We start from the raw sequence: 25,674 nt of genomic DNA on the forward strand, positions 1-25,674 counted from the left end.
TCTCAGGGAGCCTCCGTAATCAGGCCGAGCTGGGCTACACCACTTTGCTGTAGCGCAGCCATGCCTGCGACGACCAGCCCGTAACCGGCCTGGCTGTCGGCACGGATAAAGACCTGGGTATCGGGGTTGTCCGCGACCAGGCTGGCTACCCGGGCGGACATGTCCTGCAGGTTGTCGGCGCTGTGGCTGTAACGCTCAGTGTCTACTGTCTCGCCCTGGTTCCAGTGGAAGGTCCCGTCGGCCTCGACCGAGAGCGTGACGATGGACTGCGTATCGTCACTGGGCAGTGCTTCGGCGGCGACTTTCGGCAGTTCAATCTGAATGCCCTGGGTCAGCATCGGTGCGGTCACCATAAAGATCACTAGCAGCACCAACATGACGTCGATATAGGGCACCACGTTCATTTCTGCCTTGGGTTTGCGTTTGTGCCTGACTGGACGCATGCCGGTTACCTCTGGCCAGGGGTGTGCAGGCGACGATGCAGCAGGGTAGCCAGCTCGTCTGCCACGGTGTAGTAGCTGGCGATCAGGTCCTCACTGCCTGCGGCAAAGCGGTTGTAAGCAATGACCGCGGGAATGGCAGCAAACAGGCCAATTGCGGTGGCAATCAGTGCCTCGGCGATCCCTGGAGCGACTGCCGCCAGGGTGGCCTGCTGGACCTGGGACAGGCCGATAAAGGAGTTCATGATCCCCCACACAGTGCCGAACAAGCCGATGTAGGGGCTAACCGAGCCGACAGTGGCGAGAAACGGCAGGTTCTTCTCCAGGCGCTTCTCTTCCCTGGCGATGGCGACGGTCATGGCGCGCTGGGCACCTTCCATAACGGCTGTCGATTCGGTACTGGCATGCTGGCTGAGTTGCTGGTACTCGCTGAAGCCGCTGCGGAATACCTGCTCAGCTGCGCTGGTTTGCCCGCAGGTCTGGTTAAACAGACGATCCAGGCTGCCTTCAGCCCGAAACTGCTCCTCAAAGCGTTGCAGCGAGCGCCTGGCTGAAGCCATCAGGCGGCTACGCTGCACGATGACGAACCAGGACGCGAGGGATGCTGCGACCAGAATCAGCATGACGATCTGTACCAGCACGCTGGCTTCTTCTATTAGTCCCCAAATGGACATACTGTCTACTGCGGTAGGCATATTTTGTTGCTCCTGTGGGGGCCAGTAGTGACCCCAAATAGCTATTGAAAGATGATCGGGTGACGTTTTGAGGGTTGCTTCAATCCAGATTCAGTGCCTCAGCGATGTCTTGCCAGGCCACATACTTGTAGTTCTGGTTGCCCTCCGGCATGCGCTTGCGCCCGTCCTGAACCACCAGCAGGCCGCGACTCCAAGGGCCGCCGAGATCATCTGAACTGATCTCCAGACCGTCTGTTTCAGAGACGCCATCAATGCCGGACTCGGCGTTCAGGCCGACGCGGAAGGCACCGCGCAGGGCATACGGGGCCTGGCCATCAAAGACCACGAAGCTGTCGTTGCCCTGGCTGGAGATCACCAGATAGGGGTGCTCGGCGTGCTGATAGAAAGCCAGGCCTTCGATATCGTCTTTGACCAGGCCACCGATGCCGACCACTTTGTGCAGGGTTGTTGGCGCATCGGCGCTGGCGTCCAGCGCCCATACCGCCACGTCCTCTTCACCGATAAACAGCGTTTGCCGCTGATCATCCGCAACGCAGCCTTCAGGCTGGGTCTGGGTGGCGAACTCGCGCACCAGCTCGCCGCGCACCTGGTCTGCTTCGGCAGTGATGTGGTATTGCTGGAAACGGCCATCCTTGTCGTTGGGGATGGCGTAGATCTCGCCCTGGGGCGACTGACTCATGCACAAGCCGTAAATCTCATCCAGGGACGTCGGAATTTGCCCGATGTCGGTCAACTCGCCACTGGACTGGTCAATGGCGAACAGGTGCAGACTGTTTCCGTCGCGATTGCTGGCGACGGCCAGGTCGACGGTTTGGCCGGCAAAGGCAAAGTCATAGCGCAGATCGACATTGTTCAAGCGCCCCACTGGGAGGAACTGCAACTCCTTGCCCTGCAGGTCATATACCCCGAGCCCGGCGCGTTTATCCGTGCCCAGTACCCGGCTTAGCTCAGGTTGCGCGGGATTGACCCAAATGGCAGGGTCATCAGCCGCATCGCCGGTGGTGGGTACGGGGTCGGTATGCACCAGGGGCAGCAGCACGGGCAACGCGGTGGGCCTGGTCAGCTGTTCTGGTTGCCAGTGCAGCTCGCCTGTATGCAGGGCGATTGCACCATCGTTGACCAGCAGCAGCTCAACGCTCTTGGCGCTTGGCCTAGCACTGATGCGCTCTGGCTCCTCAAGGCCGCTCAAGGCAATGGCGGGCAGGGCAGACCAACCATCTTCAATTTGCTGATAACGGTGCAGCTGCGCACTCTCGGCATCCAGCACCAACAGGCCACCAGGGATGGACGATAAACCTGCTACGCTTCCGGTGATGTCGCCAAAGGGTGCCACCATGTCGATCGGTGTGCGGCTTAACTCGGCTTCCGGATGGGCGCCATAGGCCCAGACACCGACGGATTCTTCATTGACGTACAGCAAGTGCTGCTGATCATCCACCGCACAGAACTCACTTTCTGGCGGCAAACTCAGGCGCCGGACCGGCAAGCCGCTTTCCAGCAGCCGCTGGTTGCTGGCTACCAGCCATTGCTCGCCAATGCCTTCTTCTCCTATCAGAAAAACGAATAGGTTTTGCACCTCGTCACGGTAGAGGCAAAGGTTTTCTACCTTGTAGTCGGTCGTCGGCAAATACAGCGGTTCGCCAAAGCTCAGGTCCTCGCGGTTTAGCCGCACGAGCATGGGCCGCCCGGTGCTGCTGTCTACCGTGGCCAGGGTCAAGCCGTTACTGGAAGGTCGCAGATCCAGAGTGGCAAAACGCCCCGGCAGGTGCGCCTGCACTTCTCCCTGGGCACTCAGTAGCCAAAGCCCGCGGCTATCGGCTGCAGCTCGTTCAATTTGACCGAAGTCGCTGCCGGTAGGCAGCCATTGCCAGCTTTCCGCGCTTTGGCCGGCTTGGGGCTGCCAGCCGCTCAAGATCAGTTGGTTTTTTTCTGCGCTGGCTGGGTGGTTGTCAACGGCGCTGGCGGCAGGTACAGGCGCTTTGCCAGTCTGGCTTTCAGCTGGGCCGCAGCCACTGAGCAATAATCCGCAGGCCACCAGAGAGGCAGCCAGGGTGAATGTAAAGCGGTGAGTCATGGGTATCTCTCGGCAAAATAGGGTTGGGCCCCGGCCGGTGAGGGCTGGGGCCGCTGGTCAGAATCGGCTGAGGGTCAGTCCGACCTTGTAAGTCGGGCCGTATTCTTCGTATTGGGCATTGAAGCGGCGGCTGCCGGTATAGACGTAGTAGGACTCGTCTGTCAGATTCTGCGCTTCAAAGAACACCTGCAGGTTGTCGGTCAGGAAATAGCTGGCGCTGAAATCGACGAACAACTGATCATCAACCTGATAGTCGTAGCGCTTGTCGAGCACATCGCCCACCTCATCGAGGTAATCGGACTTGTAGTTGCTGGACAGACGCAGACTGAGCTTGTCGTTTTCCCAGCCAAGGGTCAGGTTGCCGGTAATATCGGACTGTCCGGGCAGGCTGATATTGCGGCCCCGTTCAGTGCCCAGATCCTGATCAAATTGTTCGATGCGTGCCTTGGAGCGCGTGAAGGTCGAATTGGCGCTGACCAGCAGTCCGCTCCACGGGCCCGGCAGCCAATTGAATTTTTGCGAATAGGCTAACTCCAGACCGTATACCTTGGCCTTGTCGCCATTGACCGAAGTAAAGGCCTCATCAAAACCGACATACTCGCCCGTGCCGGCGACGTCAGCGGCATAGATAAAGTTCTCGATGTCTTTGTAGAACACAAAGGCAGACACGGCTCCAGCACGGCCCATGTAGTGCTCGATACCCAGGTCAAAGTTGCTGGATTCCAGCGGGTCGAGTTGCGGATTGCCGAACTCTGCTTCGTCACCGTCAAGCACAAAGCCCGGGAACAGCTGGCCAAAGGTGGGGCGAACCACGGTGTTGGTCCAGGCAGCGCGAATTTGGGTGTCCGCATTCAACTGATAAATGCCGTGCAGCCCGGGCAGCCAGTGATGGTAATCGTTGGTGGTTCTGCTGGCTTCAAACTCGCCTTCGTTCAAACCGGTTCCGCGCGCATCGAGTTTGGTACCTTCGTAGCGCACACCTGCGATGATACGTAGGGCATCAATATCCAACGTATTCATGATGTAGGCGGCGTTGATGTCTTCCTTTATTTCAAAGTCGTTGATGCGCGACTCTTCTTCGTCGTAGAAGCTGTCACGGTCCAACCCGCCAATTAAATCATGTACGGCCTGCGCAGACGCCCCGGGCCCGAAGCGCCCGAGACCACTGCTGACATCCCCGCGAGTGAAGTTGGTCATGTTCAGTTGGTCGTCGGTGAAACCGAGGTCAGCGAAGTCCTCATAGACCCAGACATCCAGATCATTATCTTTTTTGCGCCGGCTGACCTTGCCGCCAAATTGCAGCTGAGAAGGCATTGCGTTGATATAGAAGTCACGCGTCAGATCAAGGCGAATGTTGCGCTCGGTATCGGTGGTGGTCTGTTTTTCCAGCTCCACCTCTTCCAGGGTAAAGTTGGAGGGATTATAAAAACCCTCTTCAATATTCAAGCGGGGTTTACGTGTGCTGCTGAATCCAGCATCAATAAAGTCGTCATTGCCAACAAAGGCAGCATTGGCCAGCCCTTCAGGGCTTTTTTCGCTGGCTTGGCTATATCCGCCCTGGGCGCTGAGAGTCCAATCGCCCAAGCGGCGCTTGCCGCCGAGTACCAGGCTTTTGACTTCCTGGGTCTCCTCACGCGCCTTCAGTTCCCGTGCTGCCTCGGCTTCACCCAATTGACCCGGCTGTTGGGCGTCAGCAAATTCAACCACGCTGGCCTGGCGAACTTCATCATCCTTGTAGCGGCTGTAGAGCGTGCGCAGATAGACCTCGCTGTCTTCATCCGGGCGATAGTCGAAGTTGAGACCCACACCGGACCGCTCGCGGGTAATGTCGTAGCGGCGTTGCTCCATCTCTTCCAGCGCTGGGCCGTTATCAAAGTCCCAGGCACCACCGGTTTCAACGTTGTCCGAACCGAAATCCCGTTCCTGCCAACTGACGGCTGCAGCCACGGCAAAGTTGTCAATCCCGTCGCCAAGGCTGAAACGATTACTAAACGACCCTGATAGCTTGGGGCTGGTTTGGCTGGTATTGTCGTCGTAGCTGCCTTCAGCGTTCAGGCTATAGAACAGCTCGTCATGGTCAAAGCCGGACAGGCTCTCCACCTCGATGGTGCCACCCAGCGAGTTGGCATCCATGTCAGGGGTCAGCGTCTTGACTACGGAAAGTGACTGGATAAGCTCGCTGGGCAACACGTCCAGCGCAACAGCTCGGCGGTCATCTTCAGGAGCCGGTACCAGTGTGCCGTTGATGGTCACGCTGTTGAGGTCAGAGCTCAGTCCGCGCACTCGCACGAAACGTCCTTCGCCCTGGTCACGTTCAACTGAAAGGCCTGGCACGCGTTGCAGGGCTTCGGCTGCATTGTCATCGGGTAACTGACCAATGGCATCGGCATGCACGACGCTCTTGATCGAACTGGATTGGCGCTGCTCTTCGAGGGCCTGTTCCAGTTGTGCTGCCTGGCCAATGACCTCAACAATCTCCGGTTGGCTATCGGCCGCCCAAGACTGGCTACACGCACTGATGGCAATCGCCATCAGGCTGACTCTGAATCCGTTTCTGCTAATCGCATACCTGTGTTCTGACATGGTCCTTTCCCCTGGTGGCTTGCCACTGAACCTGTGGTGTTCAGCTTGCTGCCAACGGACCTTAGGGGCCGTTCATGTCACTTTGGTGACAGATATCCCGCAAGACCCCGGTTTCAGCGGTATTTGGCCGACCTTGTCAGCGGTTTTGAGCTTATTTGACCCGCAGAGGGGAGCTGCGCAGCACGTTTTTATGCGCCTTGACGGTATTGTTGTTCAGTAATTGCCCTGTTTCAGCAAAAGTCGTTCAATTCGCCTGAGCCAAATTGACCCCGGCACTGCCATCTCACTGTCATCTGCATCTGTTGTTCTGTGTCACATCTTCCGGTCGGAGACCACTATGCCCTCCCTGTTTGTGCTGCACCGTGTGAAACTGCTGGTCCTGCTATTAGCGTCGAACTTCGGTTTGATGCTGCACCTGTCCGCTGGCGATATGAAGTCGCAAGCTGAATGGGATTGGCTGGATGTGGCGGGTGAGGGCGGCTCTGCCGTGCTGATTTTGGCCTGGATATTTCTGCTGCTGAAAAGTCGCCCCGCAGGGCGGGTAACGGACCTGCTTTTCACCGGTCTTGCCTGCCTTTTTTTCTCTCTGTGGATGGATGTCACTGATGAATTTGTGAGGTTGCCGGACAGCGTTAAATGGGACGCCTGGCTGGAATCAGGACCCATGCCGGTCGGTTTTATCCTGCTTACGCTGGGTATCTATCACTGGCATAGGGAACAGTTGGCAATCAGTGCGCAGATGCGCAATCGGGAGCGGTTGTATCGTGACCACCTTCACTTTGACACGCTGACGTCCCTGGGCGGGGCAACTTACCTGAAAAACCAGATTGAAATGCACATCAGTCAGGCGACGGCAGAGCGACAACCTCTGTCGCTGATCATGCTGGATATGGATGCTTTCAGTACGATCAATCGCGATCACGGCCAAGCCGAGGGTGACCGGTTGCTGCAAGTGGTCACCCAATTGGTGCTGTTGAACCTGCGCGAACACGATCTACTGTGCCGTCTGGCAGGTGACCGCTTCGTTATCGTGCTACCTAATACGCTGGAATCCCAAGCTACGGTGATTGCCAATGAATTGGCTCTGTCAGTAGCGCATCTGGCCTATAGAACGACCCAGCAGGGTGAACGATTGATGTTGAGCGCCACTACCGTCGCCGTCATGGCCAGGCAGGAAGGTGCGGAGCGTTTGCTGGAAAGGCTGAACATGAGCTTGGCGCGGGCCAAGCAAGCGCCCCTGGCTCACAGCGCATGAGCATTGGTGGAGGCCGGCCAAGGGCGTGGTACGAGCGGGAAGCGCGCTTTATTTCGGCGCATTATCAACCTGCCAGCCTGATAGATCAGGCTCTAGCGCGAGGGCTAGAGAGTCATCGAGTGTTGCGCGGTACGGGCTTGTTTTATCAGGATATTCTCGGCGGTCGGCAATTGATCAGTGCCGAGCAGTTCCTGCGATTGATCGACAACGTTCGGCAACTGCAGGGCGGTGACGACTGCAGTTTTCTCTTTGGTCAGCAGTTGCTGCCGGGCCACTACGGTCATGCCAGTCATGCACTGCGCCACGCACAGAATCTGCACCAGGCGCTGGAACGCTTGGTTTTGCTGCGGCGGCGCCTGACGCCCTTGCTGACGCCACGCATCAGGCTTGATGACAGATTCGTATACCTGCACTGGTTTGACAGCTGTGGCGCGGGCGGGCGGGAAGTGTTCTTGATGGAAGCATCGATGACCGCCGTGACCGCAATGTGTCGCTGGCTGTCTGGCGGCCCTTTGCCCTGGCAATACCAGCTGCGGCATCAACAACCCGGTTATATCGAACAGTACTGGGTGCACCTGAGTGAGGAGGTGCGTTTCGGCTGCCCGCAGAACCTGATGCGCTTACCGCGTGAATATCTGGTCAAGCCGTGGCCACATGCATCACAGACTGTGGGTCAGGTAGCAGAGCAAGCCAGTCTCGATGAGCTGGCCGGCGCAAACGAGATGGTTCCCAGCCTGCTTGAAGCGCTATTTGACTACATTCACAAGCATGTTCGCCAGCCGCTGGGGCTTGAACGCCTAGCTGAAGCACAGGGTATGAGTGCGGCCACGCTCAAGCGCAAGCTGAAACTCCACGAGACCAATTTCCAGCAGCAACTGGATCAGGTAAGAACCTATGTGGCGCTGGATCTGTACCTGAGCAAAGGCTTCAGCAGCGACGAAGTAGCGGCCTATCTGAACTTTAATGACAAGGCCAACTTCCGCCGGTCCTTCAAACGCTGGACTGGCCTATTACCCAGCGAGGTTCCAGGTCGGCTGGCCTGAACGAAAAACACCCCGCTTAACCAGGTTAAGCGGGGTGTTGCCAGGACTTGCAGTTTAGAACTGATAGGTAGCTGACAACCAGAGGCGACGGCCTTCTTCCAGAGTGCCTGCGGTTGACTGCGCGGACTGGACATAGTCCGAGGCCCAGCCGGTAGCGCCCGTGTTAGTGGTGTAGTAGGTCCCTTCGGTGAAATCCTTCCCAAGCACATTATAAATCGTGGCATTGAAGGTCAGATCGTCGGTCGCCTGCAGGGAGCCGCCAAGATGGAAAACTTCATAGGCTTTCAAGTCGCCCGCTGAATCTTGCAATGCCTGATTGGCAGCGCTGAGGTTTTCGTACCTGTCAGTAAAGCGTGCTCGCTCGCTACGGTACTCGCCCTTGAACCAGAGGTTGATCCGTTGCGTGGCGGCCCAGTTCAAGCGCGCGAATAGCAGGTGGTCCGGTGTATTGGTCAGCGGCGCACCCTTGTTTTCACCGCTCTTTTGCTCGCTGTCGGTATAGGTGTAATTGGCACTCAGGCTCCAGGCCGGGGCGAACTGCCAGCGGCTGCCCAGTTCGATACCTTGAGTCTCTGCCTTGCCGATGTTGGTGCTCTGGGCGAAGCTGCCTTGGGTAAATCCGGGGCCGAATTCAATACACCCAGGCTGGCCTGCGGGTACACCTGCGTCCGCCGAAAAGCAGTTGGGTATGGCCGTACCGTCGTCGATCTTATCCTCGAATTTGTTATGAAATACGGTAGCATTAGCGCTGAAATTGTTTAGATTGTCGTAATACACCCCGAATTCAGTATTGGTAGTGGTTTCCGGCTCCAGGTCGGGGGTGCCAATGGTTAGCGTGGCACCTTGGCCTGTCACACCACTGATCCCGTCGTGCAACTGGTTCAGAGTAGGGGTCTTGTAGCCTTTACTGACGCCACCCTTAAGGGTCCAGCTGTCGGTGGTATTCCATACCAGGTACGCGCGCGGGCTGAAGTTGCCACCGAATGCTTCATGATCTTCGTAACGGCCACCCAGCGTCAGCGCCAAGTCATTGCGAATACGCCACTCATCTTCAGCAAAAAACGCCCAAGAGGTCTGCTGGAAAGTATCATCGGCAATACCGTCAGTGACTTCAGCATCCCACCACTGGGCACCCAGGGTAGCGATATGCGCTTGACCGAGCGGGGCGACGAGCTTGGTATCGAAGACCAGGTCGCGGGACTCCAGCTCACGGTCGTCACCAACCACGATCTGCGGATACCCGTCATAGCTATCACCGATGGGGGTACCAGGAATGGTCCGGCCGAGTGTTTCGGTCGTGCTATGCGTCAAGCTGCTGGTGGTGGTGCCAAAACTCAGACGGCCCTGGTGACTGAGGGCGATTTGTTCGCGCTCAAAGCGTAGCTCATCACGGTAACCATTGGCGCGGGTTGGTGCCGCGGCGCTACACCCGGTAACAGCGCTGCCGCCACTTCGCCCGTCCAGAGTTCCAAGCTGACAATCGTCATTTTCATAGCGCTGCACACTACGATCCAAATCCAGCGAGAGATCGTGGTCGGCGGTTGGCGTCAGGTTCAAGCGCACACCCGCGGTATAGTTGCGACCTTCAACAGGGGAGGCGCCGCGTTTGCTGACGTTGCTGTCATCGTCAAAGGTCAGGTCCGATTCCTTCCGGTCATAAATGCTGCCGCGTAGTGCAACACCCAGCAGGCCTTCAATCAACGGGCCGCTGGAGTAAAGGCTGGCATTGCTGCTGGCGCCGTAATCGCTGTCTTCCTGGATGGTGTGATCGACAGTGATCGAGCTGCCCCATTGCGTCCCGACCTTTTTGGTAATGATGTTGACTACGCCGCCCATCGCATCAGAACCATATAATGTGGACATCGGTCCGCGGATGACTTCGATGCGCTCGATGGCCGACAGGGGTGGCATGAAGCTGGTGGCGGTTTCATTGAAACCGTTTGGCGTAACGTTGCCAGCTGAATTCTGACGGCGTCCATCGATCAGGATCAGCGTGTATTCGCTGGGCAAACCGCGAATACTGATGTTCAGCCCACCGGTTTTACCTGTGCCCTGACGGATGTCCACACCCTCAATCCCATCCAGCGCCTGGGCCAGATTGGCGTAACGGTTCTGCTGCAAGTCCTGATTGCTGATTACGCTGATGCTCGCAGGCGCGTCGGTAATCTTTTGTTCAAAACCCGACGCGGTTACCACCGTATCGGCCAGCCGGACGCGGTCCTCATTGGCGACCACTATGCTGCTGGCCAATAGCGACAAACCGGTAACGATTCCGGTTGGCAGCCCTGATTTAAAAAAGGTTCGGCTGGCTTTGCAGATCATGCTGTTTGCTCTCCTGGCTGCGCCATTAGCGCGCTTTTACAATTTACCCTTGAATGCGATCAAGAATAATTATCATTTGACGGGCGTGGATTTTATTCAGCGAGTGGCAAAAGTTCCACAATCTTTAGCGCAACGCGAGGTTGAGAAAAACGCAACGGATGCTATTGTTTCGCAATTGACAACGCTTCCCATTGTCTGCACGATTGATAGGCTAGATCGTCGTAGTGCTGCGCACTAGTCGACAATCGTCCGTTGCACGTATTGATGGTCAGGAGTGGTTAGCCAGTGGTAAATCACGATTTCAGCGAGTTGACTGTATTTGCAGCAGTGGTTGAGCAGGGTGGTCTAACGCCGGTAGCGGCTAATATGGGCTTGCCGAAATCGACATTAAGCCGACGTATCAGTCAACTTGAGAGCCGCGTAGGCCAGCGTCTGCTACTCAGGCATTCCAACCGTCTGACCCCTACCGAAGCAGGTAATCTCTTCTATAAGTACTGCAAGCAGTTGATCGACTTAGCCGAGCAAAGCCAGCAAGCCCTTGACGAATTGCGTGAGGAGGCCAGTGGTCGGCTGGTATTGCATGTTCACAATGCATTTGAAAGGGGTTGGCTGCCAACCGTGCTGGATGCCTTTCTGCAGCGCTATTCCGACATCCTGCTTGATGTGCAGGTCAGCTCCAGGGCGCCTGTTTTCGAGCAGGAAAGTGCCGGAGATCTGTGGTTGTGGTTGGGTGAGGTTGAGGCGAGCGGGTTGCGTTCCGAGGTTATTGGTACCTGGCAAGCGGGCTTATATACCAGCCCGGGCTACGCCCTCGAGCACGGATCGCCGACCCATCCGTCCGACCTCAAGCATCGTTCTTGGGTAGATGTTCTCGAGGCAGGACGCCAGCCTGTAGTGCTTCTACATGATCAGGAGGGCGAGTATGTGTTTCAACCGCCGGCCTCACGAATGAAAGTCGATAGCCTGGTATTGCAGGCTGATGCGGTGGTGCGCGGTAAGGGTGTGGGGGTGATGCCTAGCTGGTATGCGCAACGTTATGAGCAAGCGCATCCAGGTAGTTTTGAGGCGTGCCTGAAAGACTGGCAACCAGCAAGCCTGCCGGTCACCTTGCTGTGCAATTATGGTCACCCAGCGAAAAAAGTCTCGGCCTTGCAGAGCTGGTTACTTGACGCGGTACCTGATGCCTGGCGAGAGCCCGCTTAAAGTGGCCCGTTGACAGCTCATTTGAGCCGGCGCTCGATCCCCATCTGCACCAGTATTTTTGCCGATATCTCTTCCACAGAGAAGGTGGTGGAGTTGACGAAGGAAATGTTCTCCCGACGAAACAGGTTTTCTACCTCGCGTACTTCAAACTCGCACTGAGCGAAACTGGCGTACCGGCTATTAGGCCGACGCTGGTCGCGAATGCTGGCTAGTCGCTCGGGTTCGATGGTCAAACCAAACAGCTTTTCTTTGTGCTGTTTGAGTGCGGGCGGCAGCTGCAGGCGCTCCATATCGTCTTCGGTCAGCGGGTAATTGGCCGCGCGGATGCCATATTGCAATGCCAGATAAATGCAGGTGGGCGTTTTGCCGCAGCGCGACACGCCAACCAGAATGATATCGGCATTGTCATATTGCTGAGTGCGCGCACCGTCGTCGTTATCCATCGCAAAATGCACTGCATCAATACGATCTTGGTAGTGATGGTTGTGCTGGATAGAGTGGGATTTGCCGACCGAGTAAGACGATCCATCTCCCAATTCCTGCTCAAGGGGGGCGAGAAACGTCGAAAAGATGTCAATCATGTACCCGTTGCAACTGGCGAGCTCGGAGCGAATTTCACGGTTGACCACGGTATCAAAAATGATCGGGCGCTCACCGTCGCGCTCGGCAGCTGCATTGATTTGTTGTACCATGTCTCGCGCTTTTTCGACGGTATCAACATAGGGTCTGATGAGCTTGGAGAACTCGATGTTCTCAAACTGCGAAAGTAGGCTCTGACCCAATGTTTCGGCAGTGATGCCCGTGCCGTCGGAAATGAAAAAAGCGGTGCGTTTCATGCGTGAAGCCTTAATATGTCGGTGGCTGAGGCGGCTGGCAGTTGGAATGCCCCGCTGGCCTCTGTGGCCGCATTGTCGCGCATTTGTCTCATACAGGCCAGATATCCGCCCTGCGGCGGACCTAAATTCATTGATTTACGGAGAGATCACCTTGTTAGAGTACGTAGTGTCCTTCGAGCATCTGGGCGTTGATGACGTCGAGCGGGTAGGCGGCAAGAACGCTTCCCTTGGCGAAATGATCAGCAACCTGGCCCACGCCGGTGTTTCCGTCCCCGGCGGTTTTGCTACCACGGCAGAAGCCTACCGCGAATTTCTGGAACAAAGTGGTCTAAACGAACGTATCCATGCAGCGCTCGACGCCTTGGATGTGGAGGATGTGAATGCGCTGGCCCGCACCGGCGCACAGATCCGCGAATGGGTTATGGATGCGCCGTTCCCTGAGGCGCTGGATCAGGCGATCCGTACAGCATTTGCCGAGCTCTCCAACGGTAATGACAACCTGGCTGTAGCGGTGCGGTCCTCCGCAACTGCCGAAGATCTCCCAGACGCCTCGTTTGCCGGCCAGCAGGAAACCTTTCTGAATATTCGTGGGGTGGATAACGTCATCCGCGCCGCCAAGGAAGTGTTCGCGTCCTTGTTTAATGACCGGGCCATTGCTTATCGCGTGCATCAGGGGTTTGATCACAAACTGGTTGCCCTGTCTGCTGGTGTGCAGCGCATGGTGCGTTCCGAAACGGGCACCGCTGGCGTCATGTTTACCCTGGATACCGAATCGGGCTTCCGCGATGTGGTGTTTATCACCGGTGCGTACGGCTTGGGTGAGACGGTTGTGCAAGGCGCGGTCAATCCTGACGAATTCTATGTACACAAACCCACCCTGGAAGCAGGCCGCCCGGCGATTCTGCGCCGCAATCTGGGTAGCAAGGCGATCAAAATGGTGTATGGCGAAGTGGCCAGCGCCGGGCGCTCGGTTAAAACTGTGGATGTCGACAAGGAAGAACGTTCGCGCTTTTGCCTGAGTGACGACGAGGTTACCAATCTGTCCCGCCAGGCGCTGATCATCGAAAAGCATTACGGCCGGCCGATGGATATCGAGTGGGCCAAGGACGGTGATGACGGCCAGCTGTATATCGTTCAAGCCCGCCCCGAAACAGTAAAGAGCCGCAACAACGTCAATGTGATGGAACGCTACCTGCTCAAGGAAAAGGGCGAAGTACTGGTAGAAGGCCGGGCGATCGGTCAGCGTATTGGGGCAGGGCGGGTGCGCATCATTCACAACGTGACTGAAATGGACAAGGTTCAGCCGGGTGATGTGCTGGTCTCAGATATGACCGATCCGGATTGGGAACCGGTTATGAAACGCGCCAGCGCCATCGTCACCAACCGCGGCGGGCGTACCTGCCATGCTGCGATTATTGCTCGAGAACTGGGTATTCCCGCGGTAGTCGGCACCGGCAACGCCACCTCAGAGCTACGCGACGGCCAGGAAGTAACGGTGTCCTGTGCCGAAGGCGATACGGGCACGATTTACGCCGGACAACTGTCCTTCGATATTCGTACCAATAGTGTTGATGCAATGCCCGCCCTGCCGTTCAAGATCATGATGAACGTCGGCAATCCGGATCGCGCCTTCGATTTTGCCAATTTGCCCAACGAAGGTGTTGGCCTGGCGCGTCTGGAATTCATCATCAATCGGATGATTGGTGTGCATCCCAAGGCGCTGCTGAATTTTGACAGCCTGCCTGCAGACGTGCGTGACAGCGTCGAGAAGCGTATCGCCGGCTATGATGACCCGGTTGGCTTCTACATCGAGAAGCTGGTTGAAGGCATAAGCACCTTGGCGGCCGCGTTCTGGCCTAAGAAGGTGATTGTTCGGCTATCTGACTTTAAGTCCAATGAGTACGCCAACTTGATCGGCGGTCGATTGTACGAGCCGGAAGAAGAAAATCCGATGCTCGGTTTCCGCGGCGCATCACGCTATATCAGCGACTCCTTCCGTGACTGTTTCGAGCTGGAATGCCGCGCAATGAAATATGTGCGCGATGTTATGGGGCTGACCAATGTCGAGATAATGGTGCCCTTCGTGCGTACCGTGGGTGAGGCCAAACAGGTTGTAGAGCTGCTCGGCGAGAATGGGCTCAAGCGTGGTGACAATGGACTACGCCTGATTATGATGTGTGAGCTGCCGGCCAACGCCCTGCTGGCCGAGGAGTTTCTCGAGCACTTTGATGGGTTCTCTATTGGCTCCAACGATTTGACTCAGTTGACGCTCGGTCTGGATCGGGATTCCGGGATCATCGCGCATCTATTCGACGAACGTAACGCGGCGGTCAAGAAGTTGCTGGCTATGGCCATTTCGGCCTGTCAGGCTGCCGACAAGTACATCGGTATTTGCGGCCAGGGCCCGTCCGATCACCCCGACCTGGCTCGCTGGCTTATGCAGCAGGGTATCGAGAGTGTGTCCTTGAACCCGGACTCGGTAATGGATACCTGGTTTTTCCTGTCTGAAAATGTCGTGGAGGAGAGCTGATATGCACTATGTTACCCCCGATCTATGTGATGCCTACCCGGATGTGTCCGTTTTGGAGCCGATGTTCAGCAACTTCGGCGGCCACGATTCCTTCGGTGGTCAGATTGTCACGGTCAAGTGTTTTGAAGACAACTCCGTAGTCAAGGAGCATGTCGAGCAGGATGGCCGCGGCAAGGTGATGGTCGTCGATGGTGGCGGCTCATTGCGCTGCGCTCTGTTGGGCGACATGCTGGCAGAGAAAGCGGCCAAGAATGGCTGGGAAGGAATCATCGTCTACGGATGTGTTCGTGACGTCGATATACTGGCGCAGACGCCGCTCGGGATTCAGGCCTTAGCTAGTCATCCGATGAAGAGCAACAGGCGCGGCAGAGGCGATCTGAACGTTGTTGTCGCCTTTGCTGGAGTCACCTTCCGGCCCGGTGAGTTTGTCTTTGCTGATAACAACGGCATTATCGTTTCTGCCCAGGCGCTGGAAATGCCTGCCTGAGTGCTTTTGTCGCCTGCCGTGGTGGTAGGTGACATTCAGCCGCCTCCGTGCGTCCAATCCAGGTAACTCGACCTTGCGGAGGTGATGATGGAAGACCCTATCGAAAGCCGGCTGCGTGAATTGATGCGCGCTGAAACCAACCAATCGACCCCGGTCGAGGATCATCGCCTCGATCGGGTGCTGCACAAGGCGCATATGCACGCAGGCGTTTTTGATCTGATTAACCTGTTTGCGCGCTGGGGCTGGGTCTTGTCCGAGGGCGGGTCGCGGGCACTGAAGCATTCCCGCCCGGTTAGCCGCAGGTCGACGCATGAATCCCTTTCTGTTAGCCCTGAATCAAAAGAGATGAACTAAGCATGGAACTGGATATCTGGAGTCAGAGCTTTGTAGGCGCAATGGCGACGTTATGGAATAAGGTTGCCGCCTTCATTCCCAATCTGGTTGCGGCTTTGTTTATCGTGCTGCTCGGGCTGGTAATTGCCAAAGTCGTTGACACGTTGCTGAGCAAAGGCCTGGCCAAGCTTGGTCTTGATCGACTGATGGCTGGCGCCGGCGTCAACAAGATGCTCAAGCGCATTGGTATCAATGCGCCGATGTCGACTGTCATTGGTAAAGTCGTCTATTGGTTTGTCGTGCTGACCTTTATTGTCTCTGCGGCCGAGTCCCTCGGGCTGGGTCGAGTGTCGGCCACGCTGGACGCTTTTACGTTGTATCTGCCCAAGGTCCTGGGTGCTGCCCTTATTCTGCTGGCAGGCTTGTTGCTGTCTCATCTGGTTAACGGTGTGGTGCGCGGCGCAGCTGAAAGTATCGGCGCAGATTACGCCAGCGGTCTGGGCCGCTTCGTACAGGGCCTTCTGGTTATTATTACGGTATCCCTGGCTATTGGTCAGTTGCAGATCGAGACAGCGTTGCTCAATACGGTGATAGCCATCGTACTGGTGTCCTTTGGCGCGGCGGCTGCCTTGGCGCTAGGCCTGGGGAGCCGGGAAATGGTTAGCCAGATTATTGCCGGCATATATGTGCGCGAGCTCTATCAGGTAGGGGACCGTATCAGAGTGGATGAGCTGGAAGGTGTGATTGAGGAGATCGGCACGGTCAAGACCCAGCTGTTGGATGATCAGGGCCAGATCGTCTCCATATCGAACCGCACCCTGATAGCCAGCCGCGTTTCCCGCTGAAGGTGCCAGTCTCTGCTTATTTCGGTGATCCCGTACCTTGACTAGCCCACATCAGACGACCCGTTACAATCCTGCCGAGCTGTCGGACGAGGAGTTGGTGGCCAGAGCCAATCGGGAGTTGTTTCATACCACTGTTGCTTACGAAGAATTGATGCGCCGCTACCAACGCACGCTCTTCAATGTCTGTGCGCGCTATCTGGGCAACGACCGCGATGCCGATGACGTATGTCAGGAAGTGATGCTTAAGGTATTACACGGCTTGCGGCAGTTTGAAGGTAAAGCCAAGTTCAAGACTTGGCTTTACAGCATTACTTACAATGAATGTATAACCCAGTACCGCAAAGAGAAGCGCAAGCGGCGTTTAATGGACGCATTAAGTCTGGACCAAGACGAGACCGAAGAAGTTGTAGATAGTTCCACCAATATTGTCGCTGATCGGCCCAGTCTTGATCGCTGGCTGGTGCATGTAAATCAGGTGGACCGCGAGATTCTAGTACTGCGCTTTGTGGCGGAGCTGGAGTTTCAAGAGATAGCCGACATTATGCATATGGGTCTTAGCGCTACGAAAATGCGTTATAAGAGGGCGCTCGAGAAATTACGTAAAAGCATAGACAACCCCTTCTAGCGGATTTTTTAAATACCTATGCTTGCATTTCAGGTTTTCTGTTATACTTACCCGGAGTTTTGCGCAAGTTAACGTCCTAATATGGATTTGATGGGGATTTACAGATGAAATTGAAAAACACTTTGGGTATTGTTGTCGGTGCCGTTGTCGCTGCTTCTGCCTTGCCAGTCATGGCTCAGAGCGCCGGTTCCGTTGAAGTTGAAGCGTTTGCAGATCGCTACTTCACAGACAGCTACCGCGACATGAACGACGGTGCTCTGGTGGGTGGCGGTATTGGTTACTTCCTGACCGATGATGTGCTGCTGAACGTTAACCTGGGCAAATACACGAATCTTGAAGACGACGCCACTGGCGAAGACATCGACGGTCGCCTGATGGCTATCGAAGCTGTTTATCACTTTGGTCAGAGCAACATCCGTCCTTACGTTTCCGGCGGCTTCGGTCACCAGGAATTGGATCAGGTTGGCACCAGCCAGCGCGATCGTACCACCATGGCTATGGCCGGCGTTGGTATCAAGAACTACCTGAGCGATAACTTCTTTGTTAAAGCTGGCGTTGATGCGCTGTACGGCATCGATAGCAAGAACACCGAGTGGTCCGCTGGCGTTGGCCTGGGTCTGAACTTCGGTGGCGCTGCTGCCCCAGTTGCTCAAGCTGCTCCCGCACCGGCCCCTGCACCTGCTCCAGCTCCCCAGCCAGAGCCAGAAATGCAGTCAGTCCGTGTTGAGCTGGATGTCAAGTTCGATTTCGATCGTGACACCATCCGCCCTGAGTTCCGTCAGGACATTCAGAGCCTGGCCGAGTTCATGAAGACCTACCCTTCAGTAACTACTACTGTTGAAGGTCACACTGACTCCGTCGGCAGCGACAGCTACAACCAGAACCTGTCCGAGCGTCGTGCCAATTCGGTACGTGAAGCTCTGATCAGCGAAGGTGTAGACTCCTCGCGCGTTAGCTCTGCCGGTTATGGCGAGTCTCGCCCGATCGCTGATAACGAGACTGATAGTGGCCGTGCCATGAACCGTCGCGTTGAAGCTGAAGTAGAAGCTGAAGTAGAAGTTCGTTAATAGCGACTGCTTAGCTTAAAAAACCCGGCTTCGGCCGGGTTTTTTATGTCTGCTATTCAGAAAATACGCTGTTATATCAGCTGCTGTGGATGTAATTCACCCCGGGGAAGCGCAAGCGAAAATCGTCCGGCATGGGCGTCACCTTGGACGTGGTGAAGTCGTAAAAAACAAAGCCCGACTTGGCCAGCGCGACCAGCTCGCCACCGATTGCCTTGCTGATCCTGAAGATAATATCCCCGCCGTACTTGTTCAGATCCATCATACCTACCTCAAACACTAGGGCGTCCCGTGCGAAAGCCTCCCGCTTGTAGGTGGTGGCGAGATCGGTAACGATGATGCCTGTGTCCTTATCGCTGACTTCTTCGATACCGAATTGATACAGGAAGCGGGCGCGTGCTTCGGAGATCATCGAGACCATGGAATCATTGGCTAGATGTTTGCCCGCATTGATATCGGTAATTCGCACAGTAAGTTGGGTGGTGAAGTAAAACTGGTTTTCAGGGAACTCAAGGGTAAGGCGTGCCATGCTAATAAACCTGTTGCGACGTTAAAGCTGCCCTATATCTCCCGTAACAATAAAAAAGGTGGGGGCAGGCGTGAGGGAGGGCGCATTGTACTTGAGACAGCCGCAGGCAGACAGTAAGAGCCAATAATTGGAGCAAAAAAAAGGGCCGCCCGAAGGTGGCCCTTTTCAAACACCAGCCTACTCAGCTATCAGCTGAACTGATTCATGGTGTTGTCTTTACCGCCAGCTTTCAGAGCGGCTTCACCAGCGAAGTACTCTTTATGGTTGTCACCGATGTCGGAGCCAGCCATGTTCTGGTGCTTAACGCAGGCGATGCCTTGACGTAGCTCCTGGCGCTGAACACCCTTGACATAAGCCAGCATGCCTTGCTCTGCGAAGTAACCTTTGGCCAGGTTGTCGGTAGACAGCGCGGCAGTGTGGTAAGTCGGCAGAGTGATCAGGTGGTGGAAAATGCCCGCTTCACGTGAACCGTCGGCCTGGAAGGTGCGAATTTTCTCATCAGCAATCTGAGCCAGTTCGGTTTCGTCGTAATCAACGCTCATCAACTTGGCGCGATCGTAGGCGGACATGTCCTTGCCTTCAGCCGTCATGGTATCGAATATTTGCTGACGGAAGCTGAGTGTCCAGTTAAAGGACGGGCTGTTATTGTAAACCAGCTTGGCGGTCGGAATGACTTCGCGGATGCGGTTAACCATAGCCGCGATCTGACCAACGTGGGGCTTCTCGGTCTCGATCCACAGCATGTCGGCGCCGTTCTGCAGGGAAGTGATGCAGTCCAGGATGACGCGATCTTCGCCCGTGCCAGCACGGAACTGGAACAGGTTGCTTGGCAGGCGCTTGGGACGCAGCAGTTTGCCGCCGCGGTTAAGAACAACATCACCGTTCTTCATGTCAGCAGGAGACACTTCTTCACAATCAAGGAAGGAGTTGTACTGGTCGCCCAGGTCGCCTGGCTCTTTGGTTACGGCGATTTGTTTGGTCAGGCCGGCACCCAGGGAGTCGGTACGGGCAACAATCACGCCATCGTCAACACCCAGCTCAAGGAACGCGTAGCGAACAGCGTTGATCTTGGCGAGGAAGTCTTCGTGAGGAACGGTAACCTTGCCATCCTGGTGACCACACTGCTTCTCGTCGGATACCTGGTTCTCGATCTGGATGCAGCAAGCACCCGCTTCGATCATTTTCTTGGCCAGCAGGTAAGTGGCTTCAGGGTTACCAAAGCCAGCATCGATATCGGCAATGATCGGCACAACGTGAGTTTCAAAGTTGTCGATCTTGGCCTGAACTTCATCCTGCTTGGACTTGTCGCCAGCATCGCGGGCCGCATCCAGATCGCTGAACAGCAGATCCAGTTCACGGGCATCGGCTTGGCGCAGGAAGGTGTACAGCTCTTCGATCAGACCGGAAACAGCAGTCTTCTCGTGCATGGATTGGTCAGGCAGCGGGCCGAAATCGGAACGCAGCGCAGCAACCATCCAGCCGGACAGGTACAGGTAACGCTTGTTGGTGGTCTTCAGGTGCTTCTTGATGGAAATCAGCTTTTGCTGACCGATGAAGCCGTGCCAGCAACCCAGTGATTGGGTATAGACAGAGGAGTCGGCATCGTACTCGGCCATGTCTTTACGCATGATGGCAGCAGTGTACTTGGCGATATCCAGGCCGGTCTTGAAACGGTTCTGAGCGCGCATGCGGGCGACGGACTCGGGGTTGATAGCGCTCCAGCTGTTGCCGGCAGATTCTTTCAGAGCGGCGACGGCTTTGATGTCGTTTTGATAAGCTGACATGGTCAATCCTTCAAGGTTTGCGTTTGGTTGAGCACGAATTTCCAGCCAAAACCCAGTTGCTAAAGGTTATGCATGGACGGTGCACCGCAGCGTGTCTTAACAGGACTGGAAGAAAGGAATCCACAGGGGGAGGGGGCATGAGCAGGTGAATGACCGAAACTGCCGAGCATGATCTGTGTCATGCGTACCCTGGACATAGATATATCCGCAGGTAGAGCAGTGAATCTAGCAATCATTCAGACTGACGTTAAATCGCTTCCCCGTCCCTCAGGACAACTTCGTTCCAGTCGCAACCTCGTCGAACGGCCTTATGAGCTGTTGAGACACTGATCGATCCAATGGTTCATGGATCCGATCCGGAGAGCCCTTTCGGACCCCCTGGCTAGCGGGAGCGACGCAATAATGCGACTTGATCGGCAATAAGTCAATGCGCATGTAGTGTTTTTTTGATGCCACTACACTTTCCGCCCGGGACAGTTTGGCTAGCTCGATTGCGCTAGTTTGCCCGCTCCACCTTGAGCCGGATGCTGCTGTCATTTTGGCTGCGGGTACTGGTGCTGCGGCCGATATCAGTACCGCTACTGCGTGCGCTATCGCCGATACCGCCCACTGTGATCCACTCTCCGAGGCGTGCGGTAACCACGGTGTCGGTCTGCTGGACATCAATGACCCGGCTATCATTACGATTGACGCTGTCATGGTTAGCGCTGAGGGTGATAGTTGCCAAGTCACCATTCAAACGCACCGTGGCGTAGAAGCCCTGGGTCACATCCCGGTACTGAGTCCCTTCTATTACCCGGCCGTAAACATCAGTAGTGTAAGACTGCAGCGGGACCGACTGACCCGTTTGAATCAGCACCGGGTAGCCTTCATTGGCGGTTATCTGGCGCATGCCATCATTCTGGCCGCGCGTGCTGCGCTGAATGACGCGCGCCTGGTTGCCGTTGCGAGGGTCACCTATGACGATATCAGCAGGGTCAGTCTTTAAACGTCCGTCCACTTGATAACCGCGTTCACTGCTAAGAACCTCTCCCGAGCTGGCAACGCTGATGCGCAACTGTGCTGGCTGGCGATCCAGTTCGGCCAGTAGCGCGCGTATCTCTTCCAGGCGCTCCGGCTCTGCGCGTACGATCAGTTGGCTACCATAAGCAGACACACGCTCGTCATCCCTGAGCATGGGCTCAATAGCGGGAATCATGTTCTCAGCCATACCGTAGCCGAGATGGAAAATCTCGGTGGTCGGTGCGGCCTGTGCCGAACCGCCATAACCAAGCACCAGCAACAGTAACAACTTGGCTAGCCAGGGCCTGTTCATAGTAGAAATCTCCGAATGGCAGAATCGCTTTGGCTAGTGGCCCAGAGCTCGTCAAAATGCCTGCCCCAGCGCCTGACCTGATCGGGGCTATGATAGCGGGCGAAGCCTTGGCGATGCGCTGCCTTGGGCAGCATCAGCACGCCGCTGTTGTCCACCAGCATATAGACATGTGGCTCCTTTTCTCGATCCGGGTGCTGCTTGCGGATATCCACGAGACTCGGGAAGCGATGCATCAGGTTAACCAGGCTGTGCCCCTGGAGGAAAGGTGTTCCGGCTTCCTGCAAAAGCACTCTGATCCGGCATTTGGGCTGGCGGCCTATGAGTTGCTCGAGTGCGTTGAGTACGTCGCGGCGATTGAACATCCAGACCGCCTGATCTGCAGCGTAGACGATCACTTGGCGCTGCGCCTGGGAAAGCATGAGGCACACATGATCAAGTGCGGTGCTTTCATTGACTTCAACCAACTCACGCTGATCGCCGAGTTGATAGGGCAGGTCAATTGCTCGATTCGTACGCGGCTCGGCCGGTGGGTTGTGGATAGGATAGGTGCCCGGAGAGCTGAATTCTATGGCTGGCAGTTCTGAAATGGCGAGTGTTTCGGCCTGCCAACGCATCGCTATATGGGGAATTCCTGCTTCCATGTAAAGTTGCGAGCAGTTGATAAAGCCCAAGCGCTGGTAGAGTCCCTGAGCCTGAACCTGGGCGGACAGCAGCAGGGTGTCCATGCCGCGGCCCTGTGCATATGCCATGACTTCCCGCATCAGGCGCTCACCCAAGCCTTTTCCTCGCCAGGCAGGTAGAACAGCCACCCGGCCGATATGCCCGTCATCGAGCAGTCTGGCAGTACCCAGCGGCTCACCCTCGGCGCACATCAGAAAATGCGTGGCAGACTGATCGTCGGCATCCCACTCCAGGGCTTCGGGTACGCCCTGTTCATCTATAAACACCTGAGTGCGGATATCCCGCAATGCTGCAGTAGTTAGCCAGTCAACCACGCTGACGTCGATTTCATTCATCTTCTCCCTCCAGCAGAAGGTCTCCCTTGGCCAGGAGTTGCTCCAGCAGTGTCCAGGCTTCTGGATTTTGCCGCCAGCTCAGTAGCGTTTCAGGCTCCAGATACTCCTGTTCACAGATTAGCTGAACCTGGGGCAACAAAGTAGCAGGCAGCAAACAGTGCTCACCAGTGGCAAAAAGCATCACATGCTCCTCACCCTCCTCACGGTAAGCCAGGCGCGCATTGGGGTTGCGCGTCAGCCCGTAACCGTTATCCAGCTCTTCTTGCAGCAAATGCGACTCAAACTCCTGAGCCTGAAGCATCTCAGGGTAGCGCGGCTCGGTCATGAAACGGCCGAACCAGGTCGCTAACGCTGCCTTGTCTTGAACCAGCTCCAGCACAATACCTTGCAGGCGCTCAATACTCGCATCATCAATGGCTGCAGGGTGGGCCGGCACCGGCATGCCGGCATCGCTATAACGATCCTGATCATTGAGATACTGACCAAGAAAATCGGTGAAGTGCAGCAATATTTCCTGATGACTGGGGGCACGAAAACCAACGGAATAGGTCATGCACTCGTCTTCAGCAATGCCGTAGTGAGCCACGCCAGGCGGTATGTAAAGCATGTCGCCTGGCTCCAGCACCCATTCTTGCTGCTGTTCAAAGTCCTGCAGTATGCGCAGGTCCGGATGTGCCAGTAACGGGCTTTCTGGGGTGCAATGCTGGCCAATTTTCCAGCGCCGGCGGCCGTGGGCCTGCAGCAGAAAAACATCGTAATTATCGAAATGCGGACCTACGCTACCACCCGGCGCAGCATAACTGATCATGATGTCGTCAATACGCCAACTCGGCAAAAAGCGGAAGGCAGACTTTAGCTCGGCTACCTCTGGCACGAACTGGTCTACCGCCTGGACTAACAGCGTCCAATCCTGCTCGGGTAGAGTCTTAAAATCGTCCTCGCCAAAGGGGCCCTGGCGAAGCTCCCAGGGCGTCTTTCCGTGAGTAAGGATAATCCGCGATTCAACCTCCTCTTCCAATGCCAGGCCAGCTAGCTCGTCGGGAGAAAGGGGGCTTTCATATCCCGCAAAGGCCTGCCTAATCAGCAGCGGCTTTTTCTGCCAGTAATCACGCAGGAATACCTCGGGGGAGAGATCGCCAAGCGCAGACGCTGGGGTATCGGACATGAGAGCCTCTGAAAGGGTGCGGGCTGCTTCATTCAGCCCGGAATGAAAGATAAGAACGTAGTGGGTTTACCTGTAGCGACTTGTTGCCTGCCAATGAATGGGCGCTATAAGGCAGCAGAGTCGCTCAGGAGGTAGCCCGTATCAGACCCGTTGGGCCTGCTGCGAGGCGTTACCGATATAGTTGGCTGGTGTGAGCGCTTTGAGTTCCTGCTTGGCTTCTGCGGGAATCTCCAGGGTATCAACAAAGGCCTGCAGGGCTTGAGGCGTTATGCCCTTTCCGCGGGTCAGCTCTTTAAGCTTCTCGTAGGCATCTGGCACCGCGTAACGGCGCATGACTGTTTGGATCGGCTCCGCCAAGACTTCCCAGCAGTTGTCCAGATCTTCAGCAATACGTTGAGAATTAAGCTCTAACTTGCTGATTCCTTTCAGAGTGGACTCGTAAGCAATAACACTGTGCGCGAAGCCAACGCCGAGGTTGCGCAATACAGTGGAATCGGTAAGGTCCCGCTGCCAACGGGAGACCGGCAGTTTGCTGGCCAGGTGCTGGAGCAGAGCATTGGCAATACCAAGATTGCCTTCAGAGTTCTCGAAATCGATAGGGTTAACTTTATGCGGCATGGTCGAGGAACCAATTTCGCCAGCGATGGTTTTTTGTTTGAAATAGCCTAGGGAAATGTAGCCCCAGATATCCCGATCAAAGTCGATCAGAATGGTGTTGAATCTGGCTACCGCGTCGAACAGCTCGGCAATATAGTCATGCGGTTCGATCTGGGTGGTGTACGGGTTGAAATCGAGGCCGAGAATTTGCTCGATAAAGGTTTGCGCATTGGCTTCCCAATCAACATCCGGGTAGGCAGACAAATGCGCGTTGTAGTTGCCCACGGCGCCATTGATCTTGCCCAGTAGAGGCACGGCGCTGATCTGGCTGATCTGCCGCTCTAGCCGGTAAACCACGTTGGCCAGTTCCTTGCCCATAGTGGTGGGGGAGGCGGGTTGGCCATGGGTACGGGATAGCAAGGGTACATCGGCATGGGCTACGGCCAGTGCGCGCAACGCTGCTACCACGCGATGCATCAGTGGCAGCATCACCCGATCACGCCCGGCGCTCAGCATCAGGGCATGGGACAAGTTATTGATGTCCTCGGAAGTACAGGCAAAATGAATGAACTCATTGACCGCCTGTAGCTCAGGGAGCCCGGCAACTTGCTCTTTCAGCAGGTACTCCACTGCCTTGACGTCGTGATTGGTGGTGCGTTCAATCTCCTTGATGCGTTCGGCGTGCTCAAGCTGAAAATCATCAACCAGCCGGTTAAGCAGCGCGTTCGCTTCATCAGAAAAGGGTCCGATCTCGGGTATCCCAGGATGTGCAGCGAGACACTGCAGCCAGCGCACCTCGACCTGAACGCGGCAACGGATCAATCCGTACTCGCTGAAAATAGGGCGCAGGCTGGCGGTTTTGCTGCCGTAACGGCCATCAACCGGGGATACGGCGGTCAGAGAAGACAGTTGCATAGGCGGTCTCGTCAAAGA

The 25,674-nt window shown here is 56.0% G+C and carries 22 protein-coding genes; 10 read left to right on the forward strand and 12 right to left on the reverse strand.

What is annotated here, in order from left to right; genetic code table 11:
* Positions 1-2 precede the first annotated feature (2 nt).
* The 4 genes from tolR to K787_RS0109475 all read right to left on the reverse strand — a co-directional run bounded on the left by tolR (position 3) and on the right by K787_RS0109475 (position 5,792).
* Positions 3-443: a protein TolR gene (gene tolR, locus K787_RS0109460; RefSeq protein ID WP_022962560.1), complete on the reverse strand. Its 441-nt coding sequence runs from the start codon at positions 441-443 to the stop codon at positions 3-5.
* A gap of 5 nt (positions 444-448) precedes the next feature.
* Positions 449-1,135 (reverse strand): protein TolQ, encoded by a 687-nt coding sequence (gene tolQ / locus K787_RS0109465; protein WP_022962561.1) that lies wholly within the window; start codon positions 1,133-1,135, stop codon positions 449-451.
* A 79-nt stretch (positions 1,136-1,214) separates the two neighbouring features.
* Positions 1,215-3,209, reverse strand: coding sequence for a phytase (locus K787_RS0109470; RefSeq protein WP_022962562.1), 1,995 nt, complete (start codon positions 3,207-3,209; stop codon positions 1,215-1,217).
* Between the two features lie 57 nt (positions 3,210-3,266).
* Complete coding sequence (locus tag K787_RS0109475) at positions 3,267-5,792, reverse strand: TonB-dependent receptor (RefSeq protein WP_022962563.1); 2,526 nt, start codon at positions 5,790-5,792, stop codon at positions 3,267-3,269.
* Between the two features lie 337 nt (positions 5,793-6,129).
* Here K787_RS0109475 and K787_RS0109480 point away from each other — a divergent pair, with 337 nt between their 5' ends.
* Together K787_RS0109480 and K787_RS0109485 are read left to right on the forward strand one after the other, a co-directional pair.
* Entirely contained in the window at positions 6,130-7,047 is a 918-nt protein-coding gene (locus tag K787_RS0109480) for a GGDEF domain-containing protein (RefSeq protein WP_022962564.1), read from the forward strand.
* Positions 7,044-8,090 (forward strand): AraC family transcriptional regulator, encoded by a 1,047-nt coding sequence (locus K787_RS0109485; protein WP_022962565.1) that lies wholly within the window; start codon positions 7,044-7,046, stop codon positions 8,088-8,090. The genes K787_RS0109480 and K787_RS0109485 overlap by 4 nt, the downstream gene beginning before the upstream one ends.
* A gap of 54 nt (positions 8,091-8,144) precedes the next feature.
* Here K787_RS0109485 and K787_RS0109490 read toward each other — a convergent pair whose 3' ends face one another.
* Entirely contained in the window at positions 8,145-10,412 is a 2,268-nt protein-coding gene (locus tag K787_RS0109490) for a TonB-dependent receptor domain-containing protein (protein ID WP_022962566.1), read from the reverse strand.
* On the opposite strand from K787_RS0109490, the gene K787_RS25045 reads away from it, so the two are divergent.
* Both K787_RS25045 and K787_RS0109495 read left to right on the forward strand, forming a co-directional pair.
* Complete coding sequence (locus tag K787_RS25045; RefSeq protein WP_169337534.1) at positions 10,327-10,650, forward strand: hypothetical protein; 324 nt, start codon at positions 10,327-10,329, stop codon at positions 10,648-10,650. The two genes, K787_RS0109490 and K787_RS25045, sit on opposite strands and share 86 nt — an antisense overlap.
* 47 nt (positions 10,651-10,697) lie before the next feature.
* Positions 10,698-11,615 (forward strand): LysR family transcriptional regulator, encoded by a 918-nt coding sequence (locus K787_RS0109495; RefSeq protein ID WP_022962567.1) that lies wholly within the window; start codon positions 10,698-10,700, stop codon positions 11,613-11,615.
* A gap of 17 nt (positions 11,616-11,632) precedes the next feature.
* Here K787_RS0109495 and ppsR read toward each other — a convergent pair whose 3' ends face one another.
* Positions 11,633-12,451: a posphoenolpyruvate synthetase regulatory kinase/phosphorylase PpsR gene (ppsR, locus tag K787_RS0109500; protein ID WP_022962568.1), complete on the reverse strand. Its 819-nt coding sequence runs from the start codon at positions 12,449-12,451 to the stop codon at positions 11,633-11,635.
* A 151-nt stretch (positions 12,452-12,602) separates the two neighbouring features.
* On the opposite strand from ppsR, the gene ppsA reads away from it, so the two are divergent.
* From ppsA to K787_RS0109530, 6 genes are all read left to right on the forward strand, one after another.
* Positions 12,603-14,981, forward strand: coding sequence for a phosphoenolpyruvate synthase (ppsA, locus tag K787_RS0109505; protein ID WP_028614787.1), 2,379 nt, complete (start codon positions 12,603-12,605; stop codon positions 14,979-14,981).
* A 1-nt stretch (position 14,982) separates the two neighbouring features.
* Positions 14,983-15,468, forward strand: coding sequence for a ribonuclease E activity regulator RraA (gene rraA / locus K787_RS0109510; RefSeq protein ID WP_022962570.1), 486 nt, complete (start codon positions 14,983-14,985; stop codon positions 15,466-15,468).
* Between the two features lie 87 nt (positions 15,469-15,555).
* Entirely contained in the window at positions 15,556-15,822 is a 267-nt protein-coding gene (locus K787_RS22705) for a hypothetical protein (RefSeq protein WP_022962571.1), read from the forward strand.
* A gap of 2 nt (positions 15,823-15,824) precedes the next feature.
* Complete coding sequence (locus K787_RS0109520; RefSeq protein ID WP_022962572.1) at positions 15,825-16,646, forward strand: mechanosensitive ion channel family protein; 822 nt, start codon at positions 15,825-15,827, stop codon at positions 16,644-16,646.
* Positions 16,647-16,683: 37 nt separating this feature from the next.
* Positions 16,684-17,271 (forward strand): RNA polymerase sigma factor SigX, encoded by a 588-nt coding sequence (gene sigX, locus K787_RS0109525; RefSeq protein ID WP_022962573.1) that lies wholly within the window; start codon positions 16,684-16,686, stop codon positions 17,269-17,271.
* A 104-nt stretch (positions 17,272-17,375) separates the two neighbouring features.
* Positions 17,376-18,338 carry an OmpA family protein gene (locus K787_RS0109530; protein ID WP_022962574.1) on the forward strand — a complete coding sequence of 321 codons (963 nt, stop codon included), beginning with the start codon at positions 17,376-17,378 and terminating at the stop codon, positions 18,336-18,338.
* 76 nt (positions 18,339-18,414) lie between these two features.
* Here K787_RS0109530 and K787_RS0109535 read toward each other — a convergent pair whose 3' ends face one another.
* The 6 genes from K787_RS0109535 to purB form a co-directional block, all read right to left on the reverse strand.
* Positions 18,415-18,864 (reverse strand): acyl-CoA thioesterase, encoded by a 450-nt coding sequence (locus K787_RS0109535; protein WP_022962575.1) that lies wholly within the window; start codon positions 18,862-18,864, stop codon positions 18,415-18,417.
* Between the two features lie 188 nt (positions 18,865-19,052).
* Entirely contained in the window at positions 19,053-20,648 is a 1,596-nt protein-coding gene (locus K787_RS0109540) for an isocitrate lyase (protein ID WP_022962576.1), read from the reverse strand.
* 496 nt (positions 20,649-21,144) lie between these two features.
* Positions 21,145-21,963, reverse strand: a complete 819-nt coding sequence (locus K787_RS0109545; RefSeq protein WP_022962577.1) for a secretin N-terminal domain-containing protein — start codon at positions 21,961-21,963, stop codon at positions 21,145-21,147.
* Complete coding sequence (locus tag K787_RS24675; RefSeq protein ID WP_022962578.1) at positions 21,960-22,979, reverse strand: GNAT family N-acetyltransferase; 1,020 nt, start codon at positions 22,977-22,979, stop codon at positions 21,960-21,962. Before K787_RS24675 ends, K787_RS0109545 begins: the two co-directional genes overlap by 4 nt.
* The gene (locus tag K787_RS0109555) at positions 22,972-24,144 is read right to left on the reverse strand and encodes a ribosomal protein uL16 3-hydroxylase (RefSeq protein WP_022962579.1); all 1,173 of its coding nucleotides are present in this window, start codon (positions 24,142-24,144) and stop codon (positions 22,972-22,974) included. Before K787_RS0109555 ends, K787_RS24675 begins: the two co-directional genes overlap by 8 nt.
* A gap of 141 nt (positions 24,145-24,285) precedes the next feature.
* Positions 24,286-25,656, reverse strand: coding sequence for an adenylosuccinate lyase (gene purB, locus K787_RS0109560; RefSeq protein WP_022962580.1), 1,371 nt, complete (start codon positions 25,654-25,656; stop codon positions 24,286-24,288).
* Between the last annotated feature and the right edge of the window lie 18 nt (positions 25,657-25,674).

The organism is Halopseudomonas pelagia CL-AP6 (assembly GCF_000410875.1).
Taxonomy (GTDB): domain Bacteria; phylum Pseudomonadota; class Gammaproteobacteria; order Pseudomonadales; family Pseudomonadaceae; genus Halopseudomonas; species Halopseudomonas pelagia.